The following is a 19,091-nucleotide window of genomic DNA, read 5'->3' as shown; positions in this document are numbered from 1 at the left end:
GGAGGCCAGCCGGCAGTTTGACCTGCCGCCCTCGGAGATCGAGAGCTGGGTCGATGACGGCAAGCGCGGTATGGAGAACGCCCTACGGGCCAAGCCCGAGGATGTCCGCGAGCAGTACGAGCGCCAGCTCAAGGACCTGCAGGAAGCCTATGGCGAGGCGATGCTGGAGTTGCGCGCGCGAAAAAAATTGGCGTCCCTGTTGGGCAAGGACGAGAGCTGATTGCGTCCGTCCGGCAGGGACTGAAGCAGGATGGGTTCGAGGTGTCTGTCAGCCAGCTGTGTCGCTGGTTCGAACTGCCCCGGCGGACCGTGTACTACAAGCCGACCAAGGCCGCACCGAAGGTGAAGTCGGAACTGGCCGAGCCGATCAAGGCGCTGATCGAAGAAGAGCCGTCGTTCGGTTATCGGACGGTGGCGGGCCTGTTGGATATGAACAAGAACACCGTGCAGCGCGTGTTCCAGTTGATGGGCTGGCAGGTTCTCAAGCGGACCGTGGGCATGCGTCCGCGGATCGAAGCCGTGCCTTCAGTGGCACAGGCACCCAACGAACGCTGGGCGACCGACCTGTGCCGCGTCTGGGGCGGCCGGGATGGCTGGCTGACCCTGGCGCTGGTGATCGACTGCTACACCCGCCAGCTGCTGGGCTGGCACCTGTCGCGCACGGGCAAGGCCACTACCGCTGCAGCGGCCCTGGAGCAGGCCCTGATCACCCGGTTCGGTACGTTGGGCCGGGTACCGGCGCCGTTCCTGCTGCGGTCGGACAACGGCCTGGTGTTCACCAGCCGCCACTACACGCGGCTGGTGCGCAGCTACGGGCTGCAGCAGGAGTTCATCACCCCGCACTGCCCGCAGCAGAACGGCATGATGGAGCGGGTGATCCGCACGCTGAAGGAGCAGTGCGTCCACCGGCACCGCTTTGAAAGCCAGCAGCACGCAACTCGTGTGGTCGGCGACTGGATCCAGTTCTACAACCACCGGCGCCCGCACCAGGCGCTGGGCATGAAGACCCCTGCTGAGGCATATGCTTTAGCGGCCTGACCTGTGCAGAAACCGCTGGGTCATTACATCGGCTTGGAAAACCAAGTCGGCTTGAACTCGTATATCCGGAAAGCAGGAAAGAAAGTAAAGTTTTGTTCACCAATTCTGGCTTTGATGTTGGTTATTACCGACGTCGCTATGGGTTCGACACCGAAGTTGGCTTCAAAACCAATGGATGGAGCTACACGGTTATCAGTTGGGAAGGCGGCGAGAGCAACAGCTCCAATTCCTATGGTGTGTTTGTCGCCAGACAAAGAACCGGCCCCGGCACCACGTTTGAATGCAAAGGAAGGCCAAACTTTGGCACTGCTGAAATCTTCTTCTCACTTGCCGGTAAATATGCCCAAGACAACTAGTGATCCGAGAGCTAACAAGCCGATCAACCCGACCGCAGGGTACAGGCTTTCTCGCTTCCGCAAGCACGCCTCCGCTGCGGCGGGTTATCTCCAACATCAGACTTCTTGTTGCGTGATGCGCAACATGGTACGCTGGCGCCATAATCAAGTCGTTCCGGCACAAAGGCCTACGCCGTCTCTTTGAGACAGGTGTCGCCTCGGGCGTCCAGGCCAGTCACGCCAAACGACTTCGGATGCAACTGATTGCCTTGGATACGGCACAGGCCATCGAGGATATGGACATTCCGGGCTTTCGCCTTCACCCACTAAAAGGTGAAATGCGTGGACGGTGGTCCATTACCGTCAATGGCAACTGGCGGGTGACGTTCGAGTTCCAGGATGGGAACGCCTACGTCCTAGATTACGAGGACTATCACTAATGGCTATGCACAATCCTCCCCATCCCGGTGAGTTCATCTCCGATATCTATTTGGAGCCCAACGGCATCAGCGGCCGCGAGCTTGCGGACAAGCTTGACGTGGCTCCGTCCACCCTCAGTCGCGTCCTAAGGGGCACTAGCCGTATCACTCCGGAAATGGCCCTGCGCCTGTCCAAGGCGATTGGGCGCTCGCCCGAGAGTTGGCTGGCCATGCAGGACATTCATGACTTGTGGGTCGCGCGCCAACATGTCGACCTTCAGCGCGTTGGCAAGCTTAGGCTGGCGGCGGCCTGACAGATCGCCCAAGTCGAAGCCCAACCGCTTCGCGCTTGAGCTCGACTTGACTCCAGGTGTTATGTCTCACATTCGTAGCAGCGTCATTGCAGTTGCGTTGTTGGCACTGTCGGCGAGTGCCGCGCAAGCTTGTCAGTGCACAAATCGGCCGGAGGAGGAAAAATTCCAGGAAGCGCGCGTTGTGTTCGTCGGAGTGGTGCGCGGGACTCAGTTCGTGCCGGACGAACGCGTTTTCGGCGGTGGCCACATTCGCGCCGTCGTTGACGTACGCGAGATGCTGAAGGGCGACCCCAAGCCACGCTTTGACGTGATCGACGGGTTGCCCTTGATTGGAATGTGCTCGGCATCCTTGCGCGCCGGCATCGAGTATGTTCTGTTCCTTGACGAGCGGAATGCGGTCAGTATGTGCAACGGTACGCGGCCCCTCGGTGAAAAGACCTACGACAGGGCGGTACAGGTGAGAGAGCTGCAGGACCTGAAGGTGAGGTCCGAGCGGTGAAACATCACATGTAGGTCGACCGGACCGCCTACGGCGGCCCGTCACCTTTCATTCAAGCCGTTTCATGATTCGCCGCGCGAATCGGCCATCTTCATCATCATGCTGGCCATGTTCCGGTGTCAGGCCGCTCACGACCCCCTCCCCCGGAGACCATAGTGCGAACACTTCTCGGCTGCTACCTCTTTCTTTCTGTGTCCGCCTCGATGTCGGCCCATGCAGCGGAACCACCGCATCTATTGCAAACCGATGCAACATGGAACGAGTTGCGACTCAAGACTGACGTGCGCAGCCTCGATCAGCTGCTCGCCGATGATTGGATTCTCACGCACTCGGACGGTCGCGTTCAAACCAAGTCCGAGTACCTAGGTGAACTCGCGAGTCGGAGCAGAACCAATCAAGCAATAGCCAACGAGAATGTTTCGCTAAGAGCCTACGGCAACACCGCAATCGTAACGGGTGTGAGCGTTCAGTCCGGCGTTAGTAACGGCAAGCCATGGAATGGTCGTTTCAGGTTCACCCGGGTTTGGATACAACGCGACGAGCGTTGGACGATGATCGCCTCGCATTCCTCTCGCATCACGCCAGAGAACTAGATCGAGCCGGGGCAGGGCAGTTCGTTCAAGTCGAAGCTGTTTCGCAACTCGACTTGATTCCGGCGCCAGGCCGCAATCCAGTTGCGGCCAAGGCGTGCGGGTTTTTGGGTTGTCCGCGCCCCAATAGGTTCCGCCTCCCCAGGAGGAGCTGCTTGCAGGTTGCGCGATGCGGCTTGGTGCGTTCACCGGCTGGCTTGCTTTCGCGGCCAGCGATCCCATCTCGATGGAGTTAACGCGGGAGTCGAGGGATATGCGGCAGAGAGTGGTGATCATCGGCGGCGGCGTCGCCGGCCTCGAGGTGGCAAGTTCGCTCGGCCGGCGCTGGCGCGGCAAGCCGGGGCAGCCGTCCATCACCCTCGTGGATCGCGACTCGGCGCACGTGTGGAAGCCGATGCTGCACACCATCGCCGCCGGCACCCGGGACATTTCCCAGCAACAGGCGACCTTCATCGCGCAGGCGCACGACGCGGGGTTCACCTACCAGCCGGGCGAGCTGCACGGGCTGGACCGGAATGCCCGCACGGTGGAGCTGGCGGCGATCCACGCCCCGGACGGGCGGCTGCTGGTGCCCGCGCGTCGCCTGGAGTACGACCTTCTGGTGCTCGCATTCGGGAGCCAGGCCAACGATTTCGGCACGCCGGGGGTGGTTGAGTACTGTTACAGCATCGACTCGCGTCGGCAGGCCGATGCCTTCAACCGCGAGCTGCGCCTGCGGTTGCTGCAAAGCCTGGCGCAGGAAACGGAGCTGTCGATCGCGATCGTGGGTGGTGGCGCCACCGGGGTGGAGTTGGCGGCCGAACTGGTGCAGTTGTTCGAAACCACGGCCGCGTACGGCGTCCCCGGCCTGGCGTCGCGGATCTCCGTGACCCTGCTGGAAGGCGGTCCCAGGTTGCTGGCGGCCTTTCCGGAAGACATCTCCGCCGACACCCTTGCCCGGCTGGAAGGCCTTGGCATCCGGGTGATGACCGGCACCCAGGTCAAGGCGGCCAATACCGACGGTTTCGTTCTGGGCGATGGCAGCCAGTTGCCGGCTTCGTTGAAGATCTGGGCCGCGGGCGTCCGGGCACCGGCCATCGGTGCCGGCCTGGACGGTCTGGAGACGAACCGCAACAACCAGCTGGTGGTGAAGCCGACGCTGCAGACCACCCGCGATCCGGCCATCTTCGCGCTGGGCGATTGTTCCAGCCTCGCCATGGAGCCAGGCGGGCGGCCACTGCCTCCGACCGCCCAGGTGGCCCACCAGCAGGCCCGGCACCTGATCCGCTGCCTGCCGCGTGCCCTGCGCGGGGAGCCCATTGGCGACTTCGCCTATCGCGACCTAGGCGCCCTGGTCTCGCTAGGGGACTACGATGCCTTCGGTTCACTGGGACAGTTCGGGCTGTTCAAGGGCGTCACCTTCCGCGGCCGCCTGGCGCAGCTCAGCCACGTCATGCTCTACCGCAGCCACCAGGCCCGGATCCACGGCTTCTGGCGCGGCGGCCTGCTGTGGCTGGTGGACCGGATCAACTCGCGGGTGCGGGCGACCGTGCGGCTGGACTGAGCAACCGTCTTCATAGATCCCCGGCGAGGATATGCGCAACCCGGACATTCGCTTTCACCCGCTGGAAAGGCGAGTTGCCATGGTCGGTGTGAATCATCCAGAGATGGAACAGACGGCCGTGGCGCTCGGCATGTAGCGGACCTGCGATGGGTCTATTGACTCAGCCGCCCCGACACTCCCGCGCCACGCGCTTCAGCGCACACGGCAGTTGGTACGCACTGGCGCGCGCCGCGGCGGCCACCGCATTCAACGACACGTGCGCGCCCCACAGCTCCACCGTGCTGCCCACGCCGGCCCGTGGGTGGTCGGTGAGGTCCACGGTCAGCATGTCCATCGACACGCGGCCGATCAGCGTGCCAGGGACACCATCGATGGCGACGGGCGTGCCGCTGGGTGCGAACTGCGGGTAGCCGTCGGCATAGCCCATGGCCACCACCCCTACACGCGTGGGGCGCGCGGCCACGAAGTGCGCGCCATAGCCGACCGGCTCGCCTACCGCGATGTCGCGCACGCTGATCACCTGCGATTGCAGGGTCATCACCGGGCGCAGGCGCGCGGCCACGGGGTGCGGCTGCGGGAACGGGCTCAGGCCGTACAGCATCAGCCCGGGACGCGCCCAGTCACTGCGCAGGTCGTCCCAACCCAGCAGTGCGGGCGAGTTGGACAGGCTGCGCGGCAGGCCGAGCGCGGCGGTGGTGGCGTCAAAGACCGCGGCCTGCGTGCGGGTGGTGTCGCGGTCGAGTTCGTCGGCGCGGGCGAAGTGGGTCATGGCCACCACGTCGCGCACGTGCGGCAGCGCCCGCAGGCGCGCGGCGGCGGCGGCGTAGTCGGCCGGCTCGATGCCCAGGCGGTGCATGCCGGAGTCGAGCTTGAGCCACACGCTGTACGGCGTGGCCGGGCGCGCCTGCTCGACGGCGGCCAGCTGCCATTGCGTGGCCACGGTGAACCACAGGTCGTGCTGTTCGATCAGCGTGAGTTCGTCGGGGTCGAAGAAGCCTTCCAGCAGCAGGATCGGCGCTTGGATGCCGGCGGCGCGCAGTTCCAGCGCTTCCTCGATGGCGGCCACGGCGAAGGCGTCGGCCTCGCCTTCCAGCGCGCGGGCGCAGGCCACGGCGCCGTGGCCGTAGGCATCGGCCTTGACCACGGCCAGCGCCTTGCCGCCACCCAGCTCGCGGGCCAGCCGGTAGTTGTGGCGCAGGGCGTCGAGGTCGATCAGGGCACGGGCGGGGCGCAAGGGGAAGTTATCCGGGGCTGGAGTGGAACAAGCGGCGGCGGCCAATTGTGCAGGTGCGCAAAGCGCAACAGTGTGTGCACGCGAAGCGGTTTTGGCAGTGGCGTGAGCGTAATGCCTGCTCAGTCGTATCGCGACAGGTCCAGGCCCTCACCACTGATCCGTGGCGTGCGGCCATCGATCACGTCGGCCAGGTAGCGGCCGGAACCGCAGGCCATGGTCCAGCCGAGGGTACCGTGGCCGGTGTTGAGGTACAGGTTGCCGTAGCGGGTGGCGCCCACCACCGGCGTGCCGTCGGGCGTGGCCGGACGCAGGCCGGTCCAGAACGTGGCAGCCTCGAGGTTGCCACCGCGCGGGTACAGGTCGCGCACCACCTTTTCCAGTGTGGCGCGGCGGCGCGGCGACAGCGACAGGTCGAAGCCGGCCACTTCGGCCATGCCGCCGACGCGGATGCGCTGGTCGAAGCGGGTGATCGCCACCTTGTAGGTCTCGTCGAGGATGGTCGAGGTCGGCGCCATCGCCGCATCGGTGATCGGCAGGGTCAGCGAGTAGCCCTTGAGCGGGTACACCGGCAGGCGCAGGCCCAGCGGTGCGACCAGACCGGGCGAGTAGCTGCCCAGCGCCAGCACGTAGCGGTCGGCGCGTTCGACCTGGCCGTCGATGCGCACGCCAGTGATGCGCGCGCCGTCGTGCTCCAGCGCCTGGATGTGCTGGCCGAAACGGAACTCCACGCCGGCCTGCGCGGCCATCTGCGCCAGGCGACGGGTGAACAGTTCGCAGTCGCCGGTCTGGTCGTTGGGTAGGCGCAACGCGCCGACCAGGGGCGCTGGGGCGGCGGCCAGCGCCGGTTCGACGCGGGCGATGCCGTCGCGGTCGAGCAGTTCGTACGGCACGCCGTACTGCTCCAGCACCGGGATGTCCTTGGCCGCGCCGTCGAGCTGGGCCTGGGTGCGGAACAGCTGGGTGGTGCCGAGCTGGCGATCCTCGTAGTCGATGCCGGTCTCGGCGCGCAGCTGGTCCATGACGTCGCGGCTGTACTCGGACAGGCGCACCATGCGCGCCTTGTTCACCGCGTAGCGTGCATGCGTGCAGTTGCGCAGCATCTGCAGCAGCCACAGGTATTGCTGCGGGTCCATGCCGGGCTTGATCGCCAGCGGCGCGTGGCGCTGGAACAGCCACTTGATCGCCTTCAACGGCACGCCCGGCGCGGCCCACGGCGAGGCGTAACCCGGGGAAACCTGGCCGGCGTTGGCGAAGCTGGTTTCCTGCGCCACGGTGGGCTGGCGGTCGATGACCACCACCTCGTGCCCCGCGCGCGCCAGGTACCACGCGCTGCTCACGCCGATGACGCCACCGCCCAGCACCAGAACCCGCATCGCCTGCCCCGTCCGTCGTCGCCGGCGGGAGTGCCGGCAAAGGGGCGCAGTATCGGGCAAACGACGCAGGGAGTTTTTTCGATTTTTCATGCCTGGACAGGCGTAAACTCTGCCCACCAACATTTCTGCAGTGCAACATGGCCAGCAAAGCACGCGAATTCGACAGGATTGACCGCCACATCCTGCGCATCCTGCAGGAGGAGGGCCGCATCTCGTTCACCGAGCTGGGCGAGCGCGTGGGCCTTTCCACGACGCCCTGCACCGAGCGCGTGCGTCGGCTGGAACGCGACGGGGTCATCACCGGCTACCACGCGCGGCTGGACCCGCAGCACGTGAAGGCGACGCTGCTGGTGTTCGTGGAGATCAGCCTGGCGTACAAGTCCGGCGACATCTTCGAGGAGTTCCGCCGCGCCGCGCTGCGCCTGCCCAACGTGCTGGAGTGCCACCTGGTCTCGGGCGACTTCGACTACCTGCTCAAGGCGCGGATCAGCGAGATGGCCAGCTACCGCAAGCTGCTGGGCAGCACGCTGCTGACGCTGCCGCACGTGCGCGAATCAAAGAGCTACATCGTGATGGAAGAGGTCAAGGAGACGCTGAGCCTGCCGATTGCCGACTGAGGCGGCCAACAGCGCGACTCACGCACTCCGTGCACGCTGGCTCGATCAAATGGCGGCCGGCGCATTCGCCGGCTGTCGTCAGAACCCATAGCGCAGGAACCCGCCATCCACCGCGATGCATTCGCCGGTGACATAGCTCGATGCCGGCAGGCACAGGAACGCCACCGCCGCCGCGACTTCCTCCGGCTCGCCCACGCGGCCCATCGGCGTGCGCAGCAGCACTTCGTCCAGGTAATCGGGGTCGGCCAGCTTGCTCGACGTGCGCCGGGTGCGGATGTACCACGGCGCCACCGCGTTGACGCGGATGCCGTCCTCGGCCCATTCCACGGCCAGGTTCTTCGTCATCTGGTGCATCGCCGCCTTGCTCATGCCATAGGGCGCGCCGGTGCGCACGTGGGTCAGGCCGGAGACGCTGCCGACGTTGACGATGGCCGAACTGGCGTGGCGGGTGAGCAGCGGGTGCGCGTAGCGCGACAGCTCGAACGCCGAGTACAGGTTGACCTCGAAGATCTGCCGCCACTCGTCCTCGGTGTAGTCGGTGGCGGGCTTACCGAGGTTGCCGCCGGCATTGTTGACCAGGATGTGCAGGCCTTCGCCGAAGTCCTCCACCCGGTCCAGCAGTTCGCGGCGCTGGTCGGCGTCGGCCACGTCGGCGGCGAAAACGTGCACTTCGCGCCCGGGGAAGTCCTCCAGCAGTTCGCCGCGCACGCGGTCGAGCGCGGTGGTGTCGCGCGCGGCCAGCAGCACGTCGGCGCCGAAGCCCAGCAGCTCGCGGGCGATGGCGTGGCCGATGCCGGCGCTGCCGCCGGTGACCAGGGCCAGTTGTCCGTCCAGCCGCCAGCGCTTGGGGTCCATGGTGCTCTCCGCAGGTTCTGGCGCACGCGCGCCCGAGGCGTAGGATAGCCGCAGGCCCATCCGGGAGTGCCGCCATGCCTGTGTCACGTTGCGCCAGCGACCACCACGTGTCCGGCCCGGTACGTTTGCCAGGGACCGGCACACGCCTCACATCGATCCGCGCCCTGCTGCTGGCGGCCTGCGTGACGTTGCCGCTCAGCGCCTGCTCGCGCCCCGAGCCACCGGACAAGGAGCGCCCGCCCGAGCCGCAGGCCACCGCCCCGGCGCGTCACACCGAGCTGCGTGACGCGATCCAGGCGCCCCAGGACAAGGCGCGCGCGGTGGAAGGCGCGGTTGAGGACGCGGCGAAGGCGCAGCGCGCGGCGATCGAGGCCGCAGGCGGCTGACGACGAACTGCCCCGGGCCTACAAACCGCAGAAGCAATAGGCCAGCGCCTTGACCGGTACGCCACGGGTGGGCTTGGCCGCACTCTGCAGGAAGCGCAGGTCCTGCGCGGCCTGCGGCATGGCCTGCGTGACCAGCGCCTGCGTCAGCGAGGAATCCTTCAACATCGCTGCACCGATACGGCTGGCGGCAAACCCGGCGAAGAACTGCTCGAACGGCGAGCCGGCCTTCTCGATGTAACGCACGCCATACGCGTCGCGCTTGCCCAGCTTGGCGCGCCTGGCGGCATCGTCGATCGCGGCGTCCAGGCTGCCGAGTTCGTCCACCAGGCCGCGCTCCTTGGCCTGCGCGCCGCTCCACACGCGACCGCGCGCCACCGCGTCGATCGCCGCCACCGGCTGCTTGCGCGCCAGGGCGACCTTGCCGGTGAAATCGCGGTAGCCCTTGTCGATCACCGACTGGATCACCTGCCCCACTTCGGGTTGCAGCGTGCGGGTAATGTCGAACGCACCGGCGAAGCGCGTGGTGCCCACGCCGTCGGTGCGCACGCCGATCTTCTCCAGCGTGCGCGGGACCGTCGGGATCATGCCGAAGATGCCGATCGAACCGGTGATCGTGGACGGGTCGGCATAGATGCGATCGGCGTTCATGCTGATCCAGTAACCGCCCGAGGCAGCCAGGTCGCCCATTGACACCACCACCGGCTTGCCGGCGGCCTTGAGGCCTTCCACTTCGCGGCGGATCTGTTCGGAGGCGAACACCTCGCCGCCGGGCGAGTCCACGCGCAGCACCACCGCCTTGACGTTGTCGTCGTCGCGCGCTTCGCGCAGCAGCGCCGAGGTGGACACGCCGCCGATGGTGCCCGGCGGCTGTTCGCCGCCGGTGATCTCGCCTTCGGCCACCACGACGGCGACCTGGTTGCGGCCGGGCTCGATGGCGTTGAGGCTGGTGTTGACGTGGGCGACGTAGCCGTCGAGCGAGACCTGGCGGTAGCCACCTTCCGCGTCTTCGTCGGCGACGCCGCGCTGGGCCATCAGCGCGTCGAACTCCTCGCGGGTCTTCAGGCCATCGACCAGTTTCTGCTGCAGCGCGTACCGGGCCAGGTCGCCGCTGGCGGCGGCGATGCCGGCGGGCAGCGTGTCGATGCCGGCGGTGATCGCGGCCGGGTCCAGCTTGCGCGCCTTGGCCACGTCGGCCACGTAGCGCTGCCACACGTCGTTCATCCAGTACAGGTCGGCTTCCTTGGCCTCCGGCGACGCGGCATCGAGCACGTAGGGCTCCGCGGCGGACTTGTATTCGCCCACCTTGAACAGGTGCACGTCCACGCCGAGCTTGTCCTGCAGGCCCTCGCGGAAGTACTGGCGGTAGCGGCCGAGGCCTTCGAGGAACATGCCACCCATCGGGTCGAGGTAGACCTCGTTGGCCTCGGCGGCGATCAGGTACTGGCCCTGGTCCATCGCCTCGGCGAACGCCACCACCTGCTTGCCGCTGGCGCGCACCCGCGCCACCGCCCCGGCCACCTCGCGACGCGAGGCCATGCCGCCGCCGCTGAGCTGGTCCAGGTGCAGCACCACGCGCTCGATGCGCTTGTCCTTGGCGGCCGCGTCCAGCGCGGCCAGCAGGTCGCGCAGGCGCACTTCGTCCTGGCCATCGCCCATGGCCTTGGCGAAGGCGCGCACGGTCGGGTCGATGGTGTACTGCTCGACCAGTTCGCCTTCCGGCGCGATCACCAGCGCGCTGCGCTCCAGCAGCGGACGTGTGCGGTCACCGGCGCCGAGCATGGCCAGGAACAGGATCAGCAGGCCGAAGAACACCAGGTTGAAGAACAGCCGCCGGGTGAAGTTCATCGCATCCCACAGCCCAACCAGCAGGCGGACGATGGGGCCACGGCGAGGGGGTTGAGTGCTCATTGCAGCGGTGCCCTCCAGCGGGCGTTGAACGGTCGATCCAGGATCAGGTTAGCCACGCGGCGGCACCATGCACATCGGCCATTGGTCACCGGCCCGGACGGAAGGGTGACGGACGCGCCGCTGTCGCCCCGTGAAGGCCTCGACGCGATGCGGATGGCATCGCCCTACCCGGGGACGGACGATGCGCCACCCCGCCTGCGCAGCCGGGCGCGCCACGCACGCCGGAAAACAGACGCTCCCCGCGGACATCACACCGACACCCGCCGCGCCAGCCGCGCCGGCGCACTGGCGCGCAGGAAGCGCCCGCCCAGCAGCACCGCGGCCACGGTCAACCCGGCAATCAGTCCGATCCACATGCCCTTCGGCCCCCAGCCCAGGCCCAGGCCCAGGCCAGCGCCGACCGGCATGCCCACGCCCCAGTAGGCGAACATCGCCAGGAACATCGGCACCCGCGTGTCCTGCAGCCCACGCAGCGAACCGGCGGACATGACCTGCACGCCATCGGGGAACTGGAACATGGCCGCGTACACCAGCAGCCCGGCGGCCAGCGTGGCCACCGCCGCGTCGCGGGTGTAGATGCCGACCACCCATTCGTTGGCGGTGAGCAGCACCGTGGCGGACAGCAACTGGCTGGCCAGGACAATACACAGCCCGGCCCACGCGGCGCGGCGCACGCCGTGCACGTCGCCCCGGCCCAGCGCGTGGCCCACGCGCACGGTGGTCGCCTCGGCCAGGCCCATCGGCACCATGAAGCACAGCGTGGCCACGTTGATCGCGATCTGGTGCGCGGCGGCCGGTACCTCGCCCAGCCGCCCGATCAGCAGTGCGGTGGCGATGAACAGTCCGCCTTCCATCAGCACCGTCACCCCGATCGGCAGGCCGGTGGCGAGCAGGCCGCGGATGGTCGGCCAGTGCGGGCGGTCGAAGCGCGCGAAAAGACCCAGGTCGGCGAAGCGGCGCGCGCGGCGCAGCACCAGCGCGAAGGCGATGGCCTGCAGCCACAGCATCACCGCCGAGGCCAGGCCAAGGCCGCCGGCGCCCATCTCGGGCAAGCCCAGGCGGCCGAAGGTTGCCGCCCAGCCCATCGGCAGCAGCAGCAGCGGGCCGGCGGCGCTGATCAGCATGGTCGGCAGGGTCCAGTGCAGGCCTTCGCTGAGGTAGCGCATGGTGAAGAACAGGGTCAGCGCCGGCACGCCCCAGCGGATGCCGTGCAGGAACGCGGTGGCGCCGGGAATGATCTCCGGGGCGATGCCGAACGGCGCCAGCGCCAGCGGCAGCACGGTCATGAAGGCGAACAGCACCACCGCCAGGCCCACGGCCAGCCACAGCGCCTGGCGGAACACCGCGCCGATCTCGCCGCGACGGCCGGCGCCGTCCAGTTGCGACACGGTCGGCGGCACCGACAGCAGCGTGCCGATCGGCACCATCATCGGCAGCCACCACAGCGCGGTGCCGATGGTCACCGAGGCCAGCGTGGTGGTGCTGTGGTGCCCGGCCAGCACGTTGTCGACGAAGCCGATCAGGCCGGTCGACACGTGCCCGGCCACCAGCGGCGCGGCCAACAGCGCGCTGGTGCGGACTTCGTCCGACAGGCGCTGGCTGGGCCGCGCTTCGGGCGCGACGGGGTTTGGGGTGGGAGCGGACGACATGGGCGCGGCGGGCGACTGCAGCCGCGTCGACGCAACCGATGGCGGACGCTGGCGCCGGGTCGCGACAGGTGGCTATCTTAGCGCCTCGCCGATGACAGGACGGCGCCGTCAAGGAAACGAACGTTGGGCGCACACACCATCACGCATTGCGAAAACTGCCAGGCGCCGTTGCAGGGCGCGTTCTGCCATGCCTGCGGGCAACCGGTGGCCAGCCCGGTGCGGCACGCCGCGCACGCCATCGAGGACGTATTCGAGTCGTTCTGGCATCTGGACGGCCGCGTGTTCCGCACCCTGCGCGACCTGCTATGGCCCGGTCGTGTCGCCCTGCAATACCTGGCCGGGCACCGCGTGCGCTATATCGCGCCACTGCGCCTGTTCGTGATCCTCAGCCTGCTGACGTTCTTCGTCGGCAAGCTGGCGGTGCACGCCGACGGCCCGGCGTTCCAGCTGGACCCCGGCGACACCCGGTTCGGGCAGATGCAGACGGTGGCCGAGGTGGAGCAGGCGCGCGACGCGGCGTTGCGCAGCATCGGCGAAGCAGAGCAGCAAGCTGGAGGCACGCCGGGGGCGAGCCCGGCGCTGGTGGTCCTGCGTACCCAGGTGCAGGGGGCCGCGGCCGCGCGCATCGCCGAACTGCGGCAACAGGCGCCGGCGGCGGCCATGCCGCCGACAACGCAGTCGCGGCAGAAGGGTGTGACCCTCGATTCGGAATGGGACCCCGCCAAGGACCCGATCCGCGTCGGTTGGCTGCCCGGCTTCGCCAACCGCTGGCTGACCGACCGCGCGGCGAAGGCGCAACGCAACATCACCACCATGGGCAGCGATGGCGACAAGGTGTTGCAGGCGTTCATGGGCGCGTTGCCGACCGCGCTGTTCGTGCTGGTGCCGGTGTTCGCGCTGCTGCTGAAGTTGTTCTACCTGGGCTCGCGCCGGCTGTACCTGGAGCACCTGACCGTGGCGCTCTACAGCCATGCCTACATGCTGCTGGCGCTGCTGGTGTCGTTCCTGCTGGTGGCGCTGGGCAACGCGTTTGCACAGGGCTCGCTGGCGGAGGCGTTCTCGCGCCTGGGCATCGTGGCGCTGTGGTGCTGGGTACCGGTGTACCTGCTGCTGATGCAGAAGCGCGTGTATGCGCAGGGTTGGCTGGCGACCTCGCTCAAGTACCTGGTGATCGGCTCGATTTACCTGCTGCTGGTAGCGTTCGCGGCGATGTACGCGTTGCTGGCCGGCCTGGTGGGGATGTAGCCGGCTCAGCGGTCCAGCCGCTGCCACAGCCACGCCTGCCGCTGCGCCGCGGCGGTGGACAGCAGCTCGCGCCGCAACTGCGGCCGGTCCTGCGGCGGCGTGCGCTGCACCAGCACCGCCAGGTCGCTGCGCTGGGGGGGCGTCATTTCGCGCAGCACCCGCAGCAACGGCGCCCGGTCGGACGCGGGCACCTGGGCCAGCAGCGGTTGCAGTCGCGGATAGTCGGCACCCAGGGTGGGGCCGAGCAGCCAGCCGCGTTGCTCACTGCGGTCCAAGGCATCGAAACGCGAGCGCCAGGCCTGTTGCCGTGCGGGATCGAGCTGCTGCCAGCGGGCCGCCATCACCCGCAGTTGCGCCTGCTCCGCCGAGGTCAGCCCCTGCCAGGCCGCATGCTGTTCGCGACGCCATGCCCGGGCCTGGGGCGACAATGCCGCCCAGGCCGCGGCCCGCTGCCGGAAGGCCTCGCGCTCCGCGTCCGTCCAAGCCTCCCATTGCGCCGCGCGGGCCTGCAATTGTGCGCGTTGCGGCGCCGGCAGCTTGGCCAGGCTGTCGCCAAACGCCTCCAGCACCGGGCTGGCGGCGTGCGCCAGACCCAGACCCAGACCCGCGGCCAGCACAAGGGGCAGCCACGCGTGGCGGCGGCCAGGATGTCCGGGACGCTCAGGACGGCGCATGGGCATCTGCTCCTGCTTCGGACTCCAGCGGCGGCAGCCCCCCCTCTGGCAGGGCTTCCGCCGGCACCGGCACGTCGGGCTCGGCGCTGGCGGGATGATCGGCAGGCACCGTGCCTGCGTCCACCGCCACCATCCATGCCCAAAGCGCCAGCTCGGCCGCCTCGGCATCGGTGGCCGGGTCAGCCAGCAGGGCGAAGTCGGGATGGGCCAGCAGGGCCGCATCCGCGCCCAGGGTTGCCGCGGGCGGCTCGGCCGGCGGCAGGGCTTCGACCCGCACGCCGCGCGCCGCGCCCGGACCGGCGCCGTCCACCGGCCACCACCAGGTGGCGGCGAACGCCAGTGCGCACAGCAGCAACAGCAGCCATAACAACACCAGCACCCCGCGGCGGCGTGCCGGGGCGGTGGTGGGCATCGGCTTCGAAGTGGGTGCGGGCTCGCCGCGCAGGATCGCCTCGCGCGCCTGGGCCAGGCGAGCCAACCGTTCCGGCGCCAGGGTCTTGATCCGGCGGTGCACCTGGTCGCGCAGGTGCTGCCAGGCCTGTGGATCGGCCCGGCCGTCGGCGTGGTGCGGCAACGCGCCTCGCAGGGCCAGCCGGTAACTGGCCACGCCGACCCCGAGCACGGCAGCCGCCTCGGTTTCCGACAGGCCCGCCGCCAGCCGCAACAGCAGGGCCGCGCGTGGACCGGTGGGGACCTCGCCCAGCCGGTCCGTCGCCTCCAGCGGCATGGTCACGGGCACGCGTTGCCGCAAGGCGGGCTGGGCCAGCAGGATGGCCCAGAAGCGGTGCGGCCAGTCGGCCATGGTCACGGCTGGCGCCGCTTCGCAGAACGCGCGCATGGCTCCAGCGAGGGCAGCATCGCCTGCGTTGGCATCGCCGCACTGCAACTCGGCCAGCACCGCGCCACGGCGCTCCACGCCGCGCAGGAAGGCAGCCTGAGCGGAGGAGGTCGACGGGGAAACGGATGCGGACACTACGAGAAGGGGAACAGCAGGGACATGCTCGGCATCATAGCGAGACCCTTGTCCCAATATTCTCTTGACAAGTGGGCTTGAAGCCGCCCAGCGCGCAGCGGCGCGGGCTGCAGCCGGGGCCAGTTGTGCACAGCGGTCAAATTCCCGTCATCTGTCGATGCGTCGCAGCATGGCGGACACGTCGTTCAGCAATGTTTCACGAACAAGGTATTGTTTTTACTGGGAAATCAGCACATGGCACTTTTTTGTCCAACCTGACGCAAGAGCTTGTTTTCACGGCGTCACGCACGACAGCCGAAGCACGATGCACAGACTTATCCACATGCTGTGTGGATAAAGGTGAAATTGCTTTGTCCACGGCAACTTACGGCAGGTTCGTCAGCTGTTGCACAGCAATGCATCACAACCGTCTCACGCCCTGCGCCAGCCCACCGACACCGTAGACTTCGCGCATGGCCGAACCCGTTTCCTCCTCCTCCGTTGCCATCTGGCGGGTTGCCGTTCCGGTGCCGTTGGCGCGGCTGTTCGACTACCGCGCCCCGGACGGCCACCTGCCCAGCGAGGACGACATCGGCCGGCGGGTGCGGGTACCGTTCGGCACGCGCGAACTGGTGGGGATCGTGGCCGCGATCGGCGTTGCCGGTGCCGATGACGCCGTGGGATTGCGCGATGCCGGGCCGGCCCTGGACCCGACCCCTGTGCTGCAGGGCGAACTGTATGCGTCGCTGGCCTGGCTGGCCCGCTATACCCACGCGCCGCTGGGCGAGGTACTGGCCACGGCCCTGCCCACGGCCCTGCGCCAAGGGGATCCGCTGCCTGCCACGCATGGCTGGGCGTGGCGACTGAACGAGGCCGGCCTGACCGCGCGGACGCGGCTGCGTGCTGGTCGGCCACGGCAACTGGCCGAGTTCCTCGCGGCCGTCCCCGGCCCGGTGGACGAGGACCGGCTGGATGCGGAGTTCGCCGCATCGGACACAGGCTGGCGCAGCGCCGCCCGCGCCCTGGCGCAGCGTGGCCTGGCGGAGCGGATCGCGACGACCCGCGCCGCGCCGGCCGCCCTTCCGCGCCCCGGGCCCGACCTCAACCCCGACCAGCGCGCCGCGGTGGACGCCGTGCTCGGTGCCGGCGGAGGATTTGCCGCGCTGTTGCTCGACGGCGTGACTGGCAGCGGCAAGACCGAGGTCTACCTGCACGCCATCGCCGACTGCCTGGCCCGCGGCCGGCAGGCGCTGGTGCTGGTGCCGGAGATCGGCCTGACCCCGCAGACCCTGGCCCGCTTCCGCGCCCGCCTGGGGGTGCCGGTGCATGCGCTGCACTCGGGCCTGTCCGACGGCGAGCGCGCCCGCACCTGGGTGTCCATGGCGCGCGGTGAGGCGCGGGTGGTGGTCGGCACCCGCTCGGCGGTGTTCCTGCCGCTGCCCGAGGCCGGGCTGATCATCATCGACGAGGAACACGACGGCAGCTTCAAGCAGCTGGACGGCATCCGCTACCACGCCCGCGACTTCGCCCTGGTGCGCGGCAAGGCGCTGGGCGTGCCCGTGCTGCTGGGCAGCGCCACGCCATCGCTGGAATCGCTGCACAACGCGCAAGGCGGCCGCTACCGGCACCTGCGCCTGCCGGCGCGCGCCGGCGCCGCGCGGCCGCCCCACGTGCGCGTGCTGGACGTGCGCAAGCGCCCGCTGGAGGCCGGCCTTTCGCCGGAGCTGCTTGAAGGCGTGGCCCGGGCGCTGGAGGCCGGCGGCCAGGTGCTGGTGTTCAAGAACCGCCGCGGCTACGCGCCGGTGCTGCTGTGCCACGACTGCGGCTGGAGCGCGCATTGCCCGCGTTGCAGCACGCCCGAAAAGGGCACGCCGATGACCGTGCACGCCGCCGGCCGCCGCCTGCAGTGCCACCACTGCGGCACCCGGCGCCCGGCACCCAACGCCTGCCCGGACTGCGGCGGGCTGGCGCTGCAGCCGCAGGGTGCCGGCACCGAGCGCATCGAGGAGGTGCTCAGCGCACGCTTCCCCGACGTGCCGGTGCTGCGCATCGACCGCGGCACCACCCACGGCCGCGACGCGCTTGAGAAGCACCTGGCCGCATTCGGCGACGCGCCCGGCATCCTGGTCGGCACGCAGATGCTGGCCAAGGGCCACGACCTGCCCAACCTGATCCTGGTCGCGGTGGTGGGCATCGATGAAGGGCTGTTCTCGGCCGACTTCCGCGCTCCGGAGAAACTGGCGCAGCTGCTGATCCAGGTCGCCGGCCGCGCCGGTCGCGCCGACAAGCCCGGGCAGGTGCTGCTGCAGACCCACCACCCCGAACATCCGCTGCTGTTGACCCTGCTCGACGGCGGCTATGCCGCGTTTGCCGGAACCGAACTGGCCCAGCGCGAGGTCGCCGGGTTCCCGCCGTTCGGCCACCTGGTGATGCTGCGCGCCGAAGCCAGGCAGGTGGAGCAGGCCAACGCATTCCTGCGCGCCGCCCGCGCCGCCATCGACAGCGCCGCCGACGAGCTGTTCGACCCGGCCGACCCGGATGCGATGATCGAGCTCAACGGCCCGCTGCCCGCGCCGATGCCGCGCCGCGCCGGCTACCAGCGCGAGCAGTTGCTGCTGTCCTCGCCCACCCGCCGCCACCTGCACGCGGCGCTGGACGTCGCCCTGCCGGCCATCCACGCGCTGCCGGAGGCGCGCAAGGTGCGCTGGTCGCTGGACGTGGATCCCACCGACCTCTACTGACCCGCACGTCGATTGGCAAACCTGCGCTGGCCGCGGGACACGCCGATGTCGCCGTGCGCGTGCCCAATACCCGGCGGGGCCGCGCCACAGCGCCAGCCCCGTGGCAGGTCAGCGGCCGCGCTTGACCGTCCTGCCGCCGTCGATGCCCTGCACCGCGGCCACCGAGCGCAACGCCACGGTCAGCTCCTCGCGCGCGGCCTGCGCCAGGCAACCGAACAGCTCGCGGTCGACCTTGCGCTCGGTTTCCAGCAGTTGCGGCACCAGGTCGCGGCCGGCTTCGGTGATCTCCACCCGCACGAAACGCATGTCGTCGATGTCGGTACTGCGGCTGACGTAGCCCAGGTCCTCCAGCGAGGACAGCGCGCGCGACAACGAAGGCGCGGTCAGGCCGGCGTCGGTGGCCAGGCGGCACTGGGTGGTGCCGCCGCTGCGCTGCAACTGGCGCAGCGCGATCCATTCGGTGGTGGTGATGCGCAGCTTGCGCGCGGCGCGTTCCAGCTGCAGGTGGCGGTTCTTGGACACCAGCGCCAGCCAGTGGCCGAGCAGGGTATCGGAGCCGGGTTGGCCGTGCAGCGGCACGACCTCGGCGCTGTAGGGCGCGGCTGCCGCCAGCGCCCCGCTCACAAGGGCCTCCGTTGCGCATCGGCGCAGGCGACGGCGAGACCGGCAGCTACGGTGGTGGCATACCAGGGGGCGAAGGTGGTCTTGGTGGCGTTCGG

The 19,091-nt window shown here is 68.8% G+C and carries 20 protein-coding genes; 12 read left to right on the top strand and 8 right to left on the bottom strand.

All coding sequences use genetic code 11. From position 1 onward, the window contains the following. From IP93_RS14725 to IP93_RS14690, 8 genes are all read left to right on the top strand, one after another. The coding region (locus tag IP93_RS14725; RefSeq protein ID WP_144816914.1) for a transposase at positions 1-220 on the top strand (220 nt) is incomplete at its 5' end. A gap of 41 nt (positions 221-261) precedes the next feature. Beyond that, positions 262-1,038, top strand: a complete 777-nt coding sequence (locus IP93_RS14720; protein WP_242006888.1) for an IS3 family transposase — start codon at positions 262-264, stop codon at positions 1,036-1,038. 92 nt (positions 1,039-1,130) lie between these two features. Beyond that, positions 1,131-1,394 carry a hypothetical protein gene (locus tag IP93_RS14715; protein ID WP_144816978.1) on the top strand — a complete coding sequence of 88 codons (264 nt, stop codon included), beginning with the start codon at positions 1,131-1,133 and terminating at the stop codon, positions 1,392-1,394. A 140-nt stretch (positions 1,395-1,534) separates the two neighbouring features. Next, positions 1,535-1,813, top strand: a complete 279-nt coding sequence (locus tag IP93_RS14710; protein ID WP_144816976.1) for a type II toxin-antitoxin system RelE/ParE family toxin — start codon at positions 1,535-1,537, stop codon at positions 1,811-1,813. Further along, positions 1,813-2,106 (top strand): HigA family addiction module antitoxin, encoded by a 294-nt coding sequence (locus IP93_RS14705; RefSeq protein WP_144816974.1) that lies wholly within the window; start codon positions 1,813-1,815, stop codon positions 2,104-2,106. The genes IP93_RS14710 and IP93_RS14705 overlap by 1 nt, the downstream gene beginning before the upstream one ends. Beyond that, positions 2,060-2,605: a hypothetical protein gene (locus IP93_RS14700; protein WP_144816972.1), complete on the top strand. Its 546-nt coding sequence runs from the start codon at positions 2,060-2,062 to the stop codon at positions 2,603-2,605. The genes IP93_RS14705 and IP93_RS14700 overlap by 47 nt, the downstream gene beginning before the upstream one ends. Positions 2,606-2,760: 155 nt before the next feature. Beyond that, entirely contained in the window at positions 2,761-3,198 is a 438-nt protein-coding gene (locus IP93_RS14695; RefSeq protein ID WP_144816971.1) for a nuclear transport factor 2 family protein, read from the top strand. A gap of 250 nt (positions 3,199-3,448) precedes the next feature. After that, positions 3,449-4,738 carry an NAD(P)/FAD-dependent oxidoreductase gene (locus IP93_RS14690; protein WP_144816969.1) on the top strand — a complete coding sequence of 430 codons (1,290 nt, stop codon included), beginning with the start codon at positions 3,449-3,451 and terminating at the stop codon, positions 4,736-4,738. A 160-nt stretch (positions 4,739-4,898) separates the two neighbouring features. Here the strand turns inward: IP93_RS14690 and alr are convergent, their stop codons facing one another. Both alr and IP93_RS14680 read right to left on the bottom strand, forming a co-directional pair. Further along, on the bottom strand, positions 4,899-5,972 hold the full coding sequence (gene alr / locus IP93_RS14685; protein ID WP_144816967.1) for an alanine racemase: 1,074 nt from the start codon (positions 5,970-5,972) through the stop codon (positions 4,899-4,901). A gap of 119 nt (positions 5,973-6,091) precedes the next feature. Further along, complete coding sequence (locus tag IP93_RS14680; RefSeq protein ID WP_338419427.1) at positions 6,092-7,468, bottom strand: D-amino acid dehydrogenase; 1,377 nt, start codon at positions 7,466-7,468, stop codon at positions 6,092-6,094. 14 nt (positions 7,469-7,482) lie between these two features. Here IP93_RS14680 and IP93_RS14675 point away from each other — a divergent pair, with 14 nt between their 5' ends. Next, a complete protein-coding gene (locus tag IP93_RS14675) occupies positions 7,483-7,962 on the top strand; it encodes a winged helix-turn-helix transcriptional regulator (protein WP_144816964.1) in 480 nt (159 codons plus the stop codon). A gap of 78 nt (positions 7,963-8,040) precedes the next feature. On the opposite strand, the gene IP93_RS14670 is transcribed toward IP93_RS14675, so the two are convergent. Beyond that, a complete protein-coding gene (locus tag IP93_RS14670) occupies positions 8,041-8,817 on the bottom strand; it encodes an SDR family oxidoreductase (RefSeq protein WP_144816962.1) in 777 nt (258 codons plus the stop codon). A 74-nt stretch (positions 8,818-8,891) separates the two neighbouring features. Between IP93_RS14670 and IP93_RS14665 the strand changes: the two genes are divergently transcribed. Further along, entirely contained in the window at positions 8,892-9,203 is a 312-nt protein-coding gene (locus IP93_RS14665) for a hypothetical protein (RefSeq protein ID WP_425480055.1), read from the top strand. Positions 9,204-9,221: 18 nt separating this feature from the next. Here IP93_RS14665 and sppA read toward each other — a convergent pair whose 3' ends face one another. After that, a complete protein-coding gene (gene sppA, locus IP93_RS14660; RefSeq protein ID WP_144816957.1) occupies positions 9,222-11,111 on the bottom strand; it encodes a signal peptide peptidase SppA in 1,890 nt (629 codons plus the stop codon). A gap of 248 nt (positions 11,112-11,359) precedes the next feature. Continuing rightward, complete coding sequence (locus tag IP93_RS14655; RefSeq protein ID WP_144816955.1) at positions 11,360-12,760, bottom strand: MATE family efflux transporter; 1,401 nt, start codon at positions 12,758-12,760, stop codon at positions 11,360-11,362. 123 nt (positions 12,761-12,883) lie between these two features. Between IP93_RS14655 and IP93_RS14650 the strand changes: the two genes are divergently transcribed. Beyond that, entirely contained in the window at positions 12,884-14,005 is a 1,122-nt protein-coding gene (locus IP93_RS14650; protein ID WP_144816954.1) for a DUF3667 domain-containing protein, read from the top strand. Between the two features lie 5 nt (positions 14,006-14,010). Here the strand turns inward: IP93_RS14650 and IP93_RS14645 are convergent, their stop codons facing one another. Together IP93_RS14645 and IP93_RS14640 are read right to left on the bottom strand one after the other, a co-directional pair. Next, complete coding sequence (locus tag IP93_RS14645) at positions 14,011-14,679, bottom strand: DUF3106 domain-containing protein (protein ID WP_144816952.1); 669 nt, start codon at positions 14,677-14,679, stop codon at positions 14,011-14,013. Continuing rightward, complete coding sequence (locus IP93_RS14640; protein WP_144816950.1) at positions 14,666-15,652, bottom strand: hypothetical protein; 987 nt, start codon at positions 15,650-15,652, stop codon at positions 14,666-14,668. Before IP93_RS14640 ends, IP93_RS14645 begins: the two co-directional genes overlap by 14 nt. Positions 15,653-16,104: 452 nt before the next feature. On the opposite strand from IP93_RS14640, the gene IP93_RS14635 reads away from it, so the two are divergent. Beyond that, on the top strand, positions 16,105-18,372 hold the full coding sequence (locus IP93_RS14635) for a primosomal protein N' (RefSeq protein ID WP_144816949.1): 2,268 nt from the start codon (positions 16,105-16,107) through the stop codon (positions 18,370-18,372). A gap of 108 nt (positions 18,373-18,480) precedes the next feature. On the opposite strand, the gene IP93_RS14630 is transcribed toward IP93_RS14635, so the two are convergent. Further along, a complete protein-coding gene (locus tag IP93_RS14630) occupies positions 18,481-18,996 on the bottom strand; it encodes a MarR family winged helix-turn-helix transcriptional regulator (protein ID WP_158636370.1) in 516 nt (171 codons plus the stop codon). Between the last annotated feature and the right edge of the window lie 95 nt (positions 18,997-19,091).

It is taken from the genome of Aerolutibacter ruishenii (genome assembly GCF_007830115.1).
In the GTDB taxonomy this organism is placed as follows: Bacteria; Pseudomonadota; Gammaproteobacteria; order Xanthomonadales; family Xanthomonadaceae; genus Aerolutibacter; species Aerolutibacter ruishenii.
The sequence above is the reverse complement of the archived record's forward strand: the minus strand, read 5'-3'. Positions and strand labels throughout refer to the sequence as shown.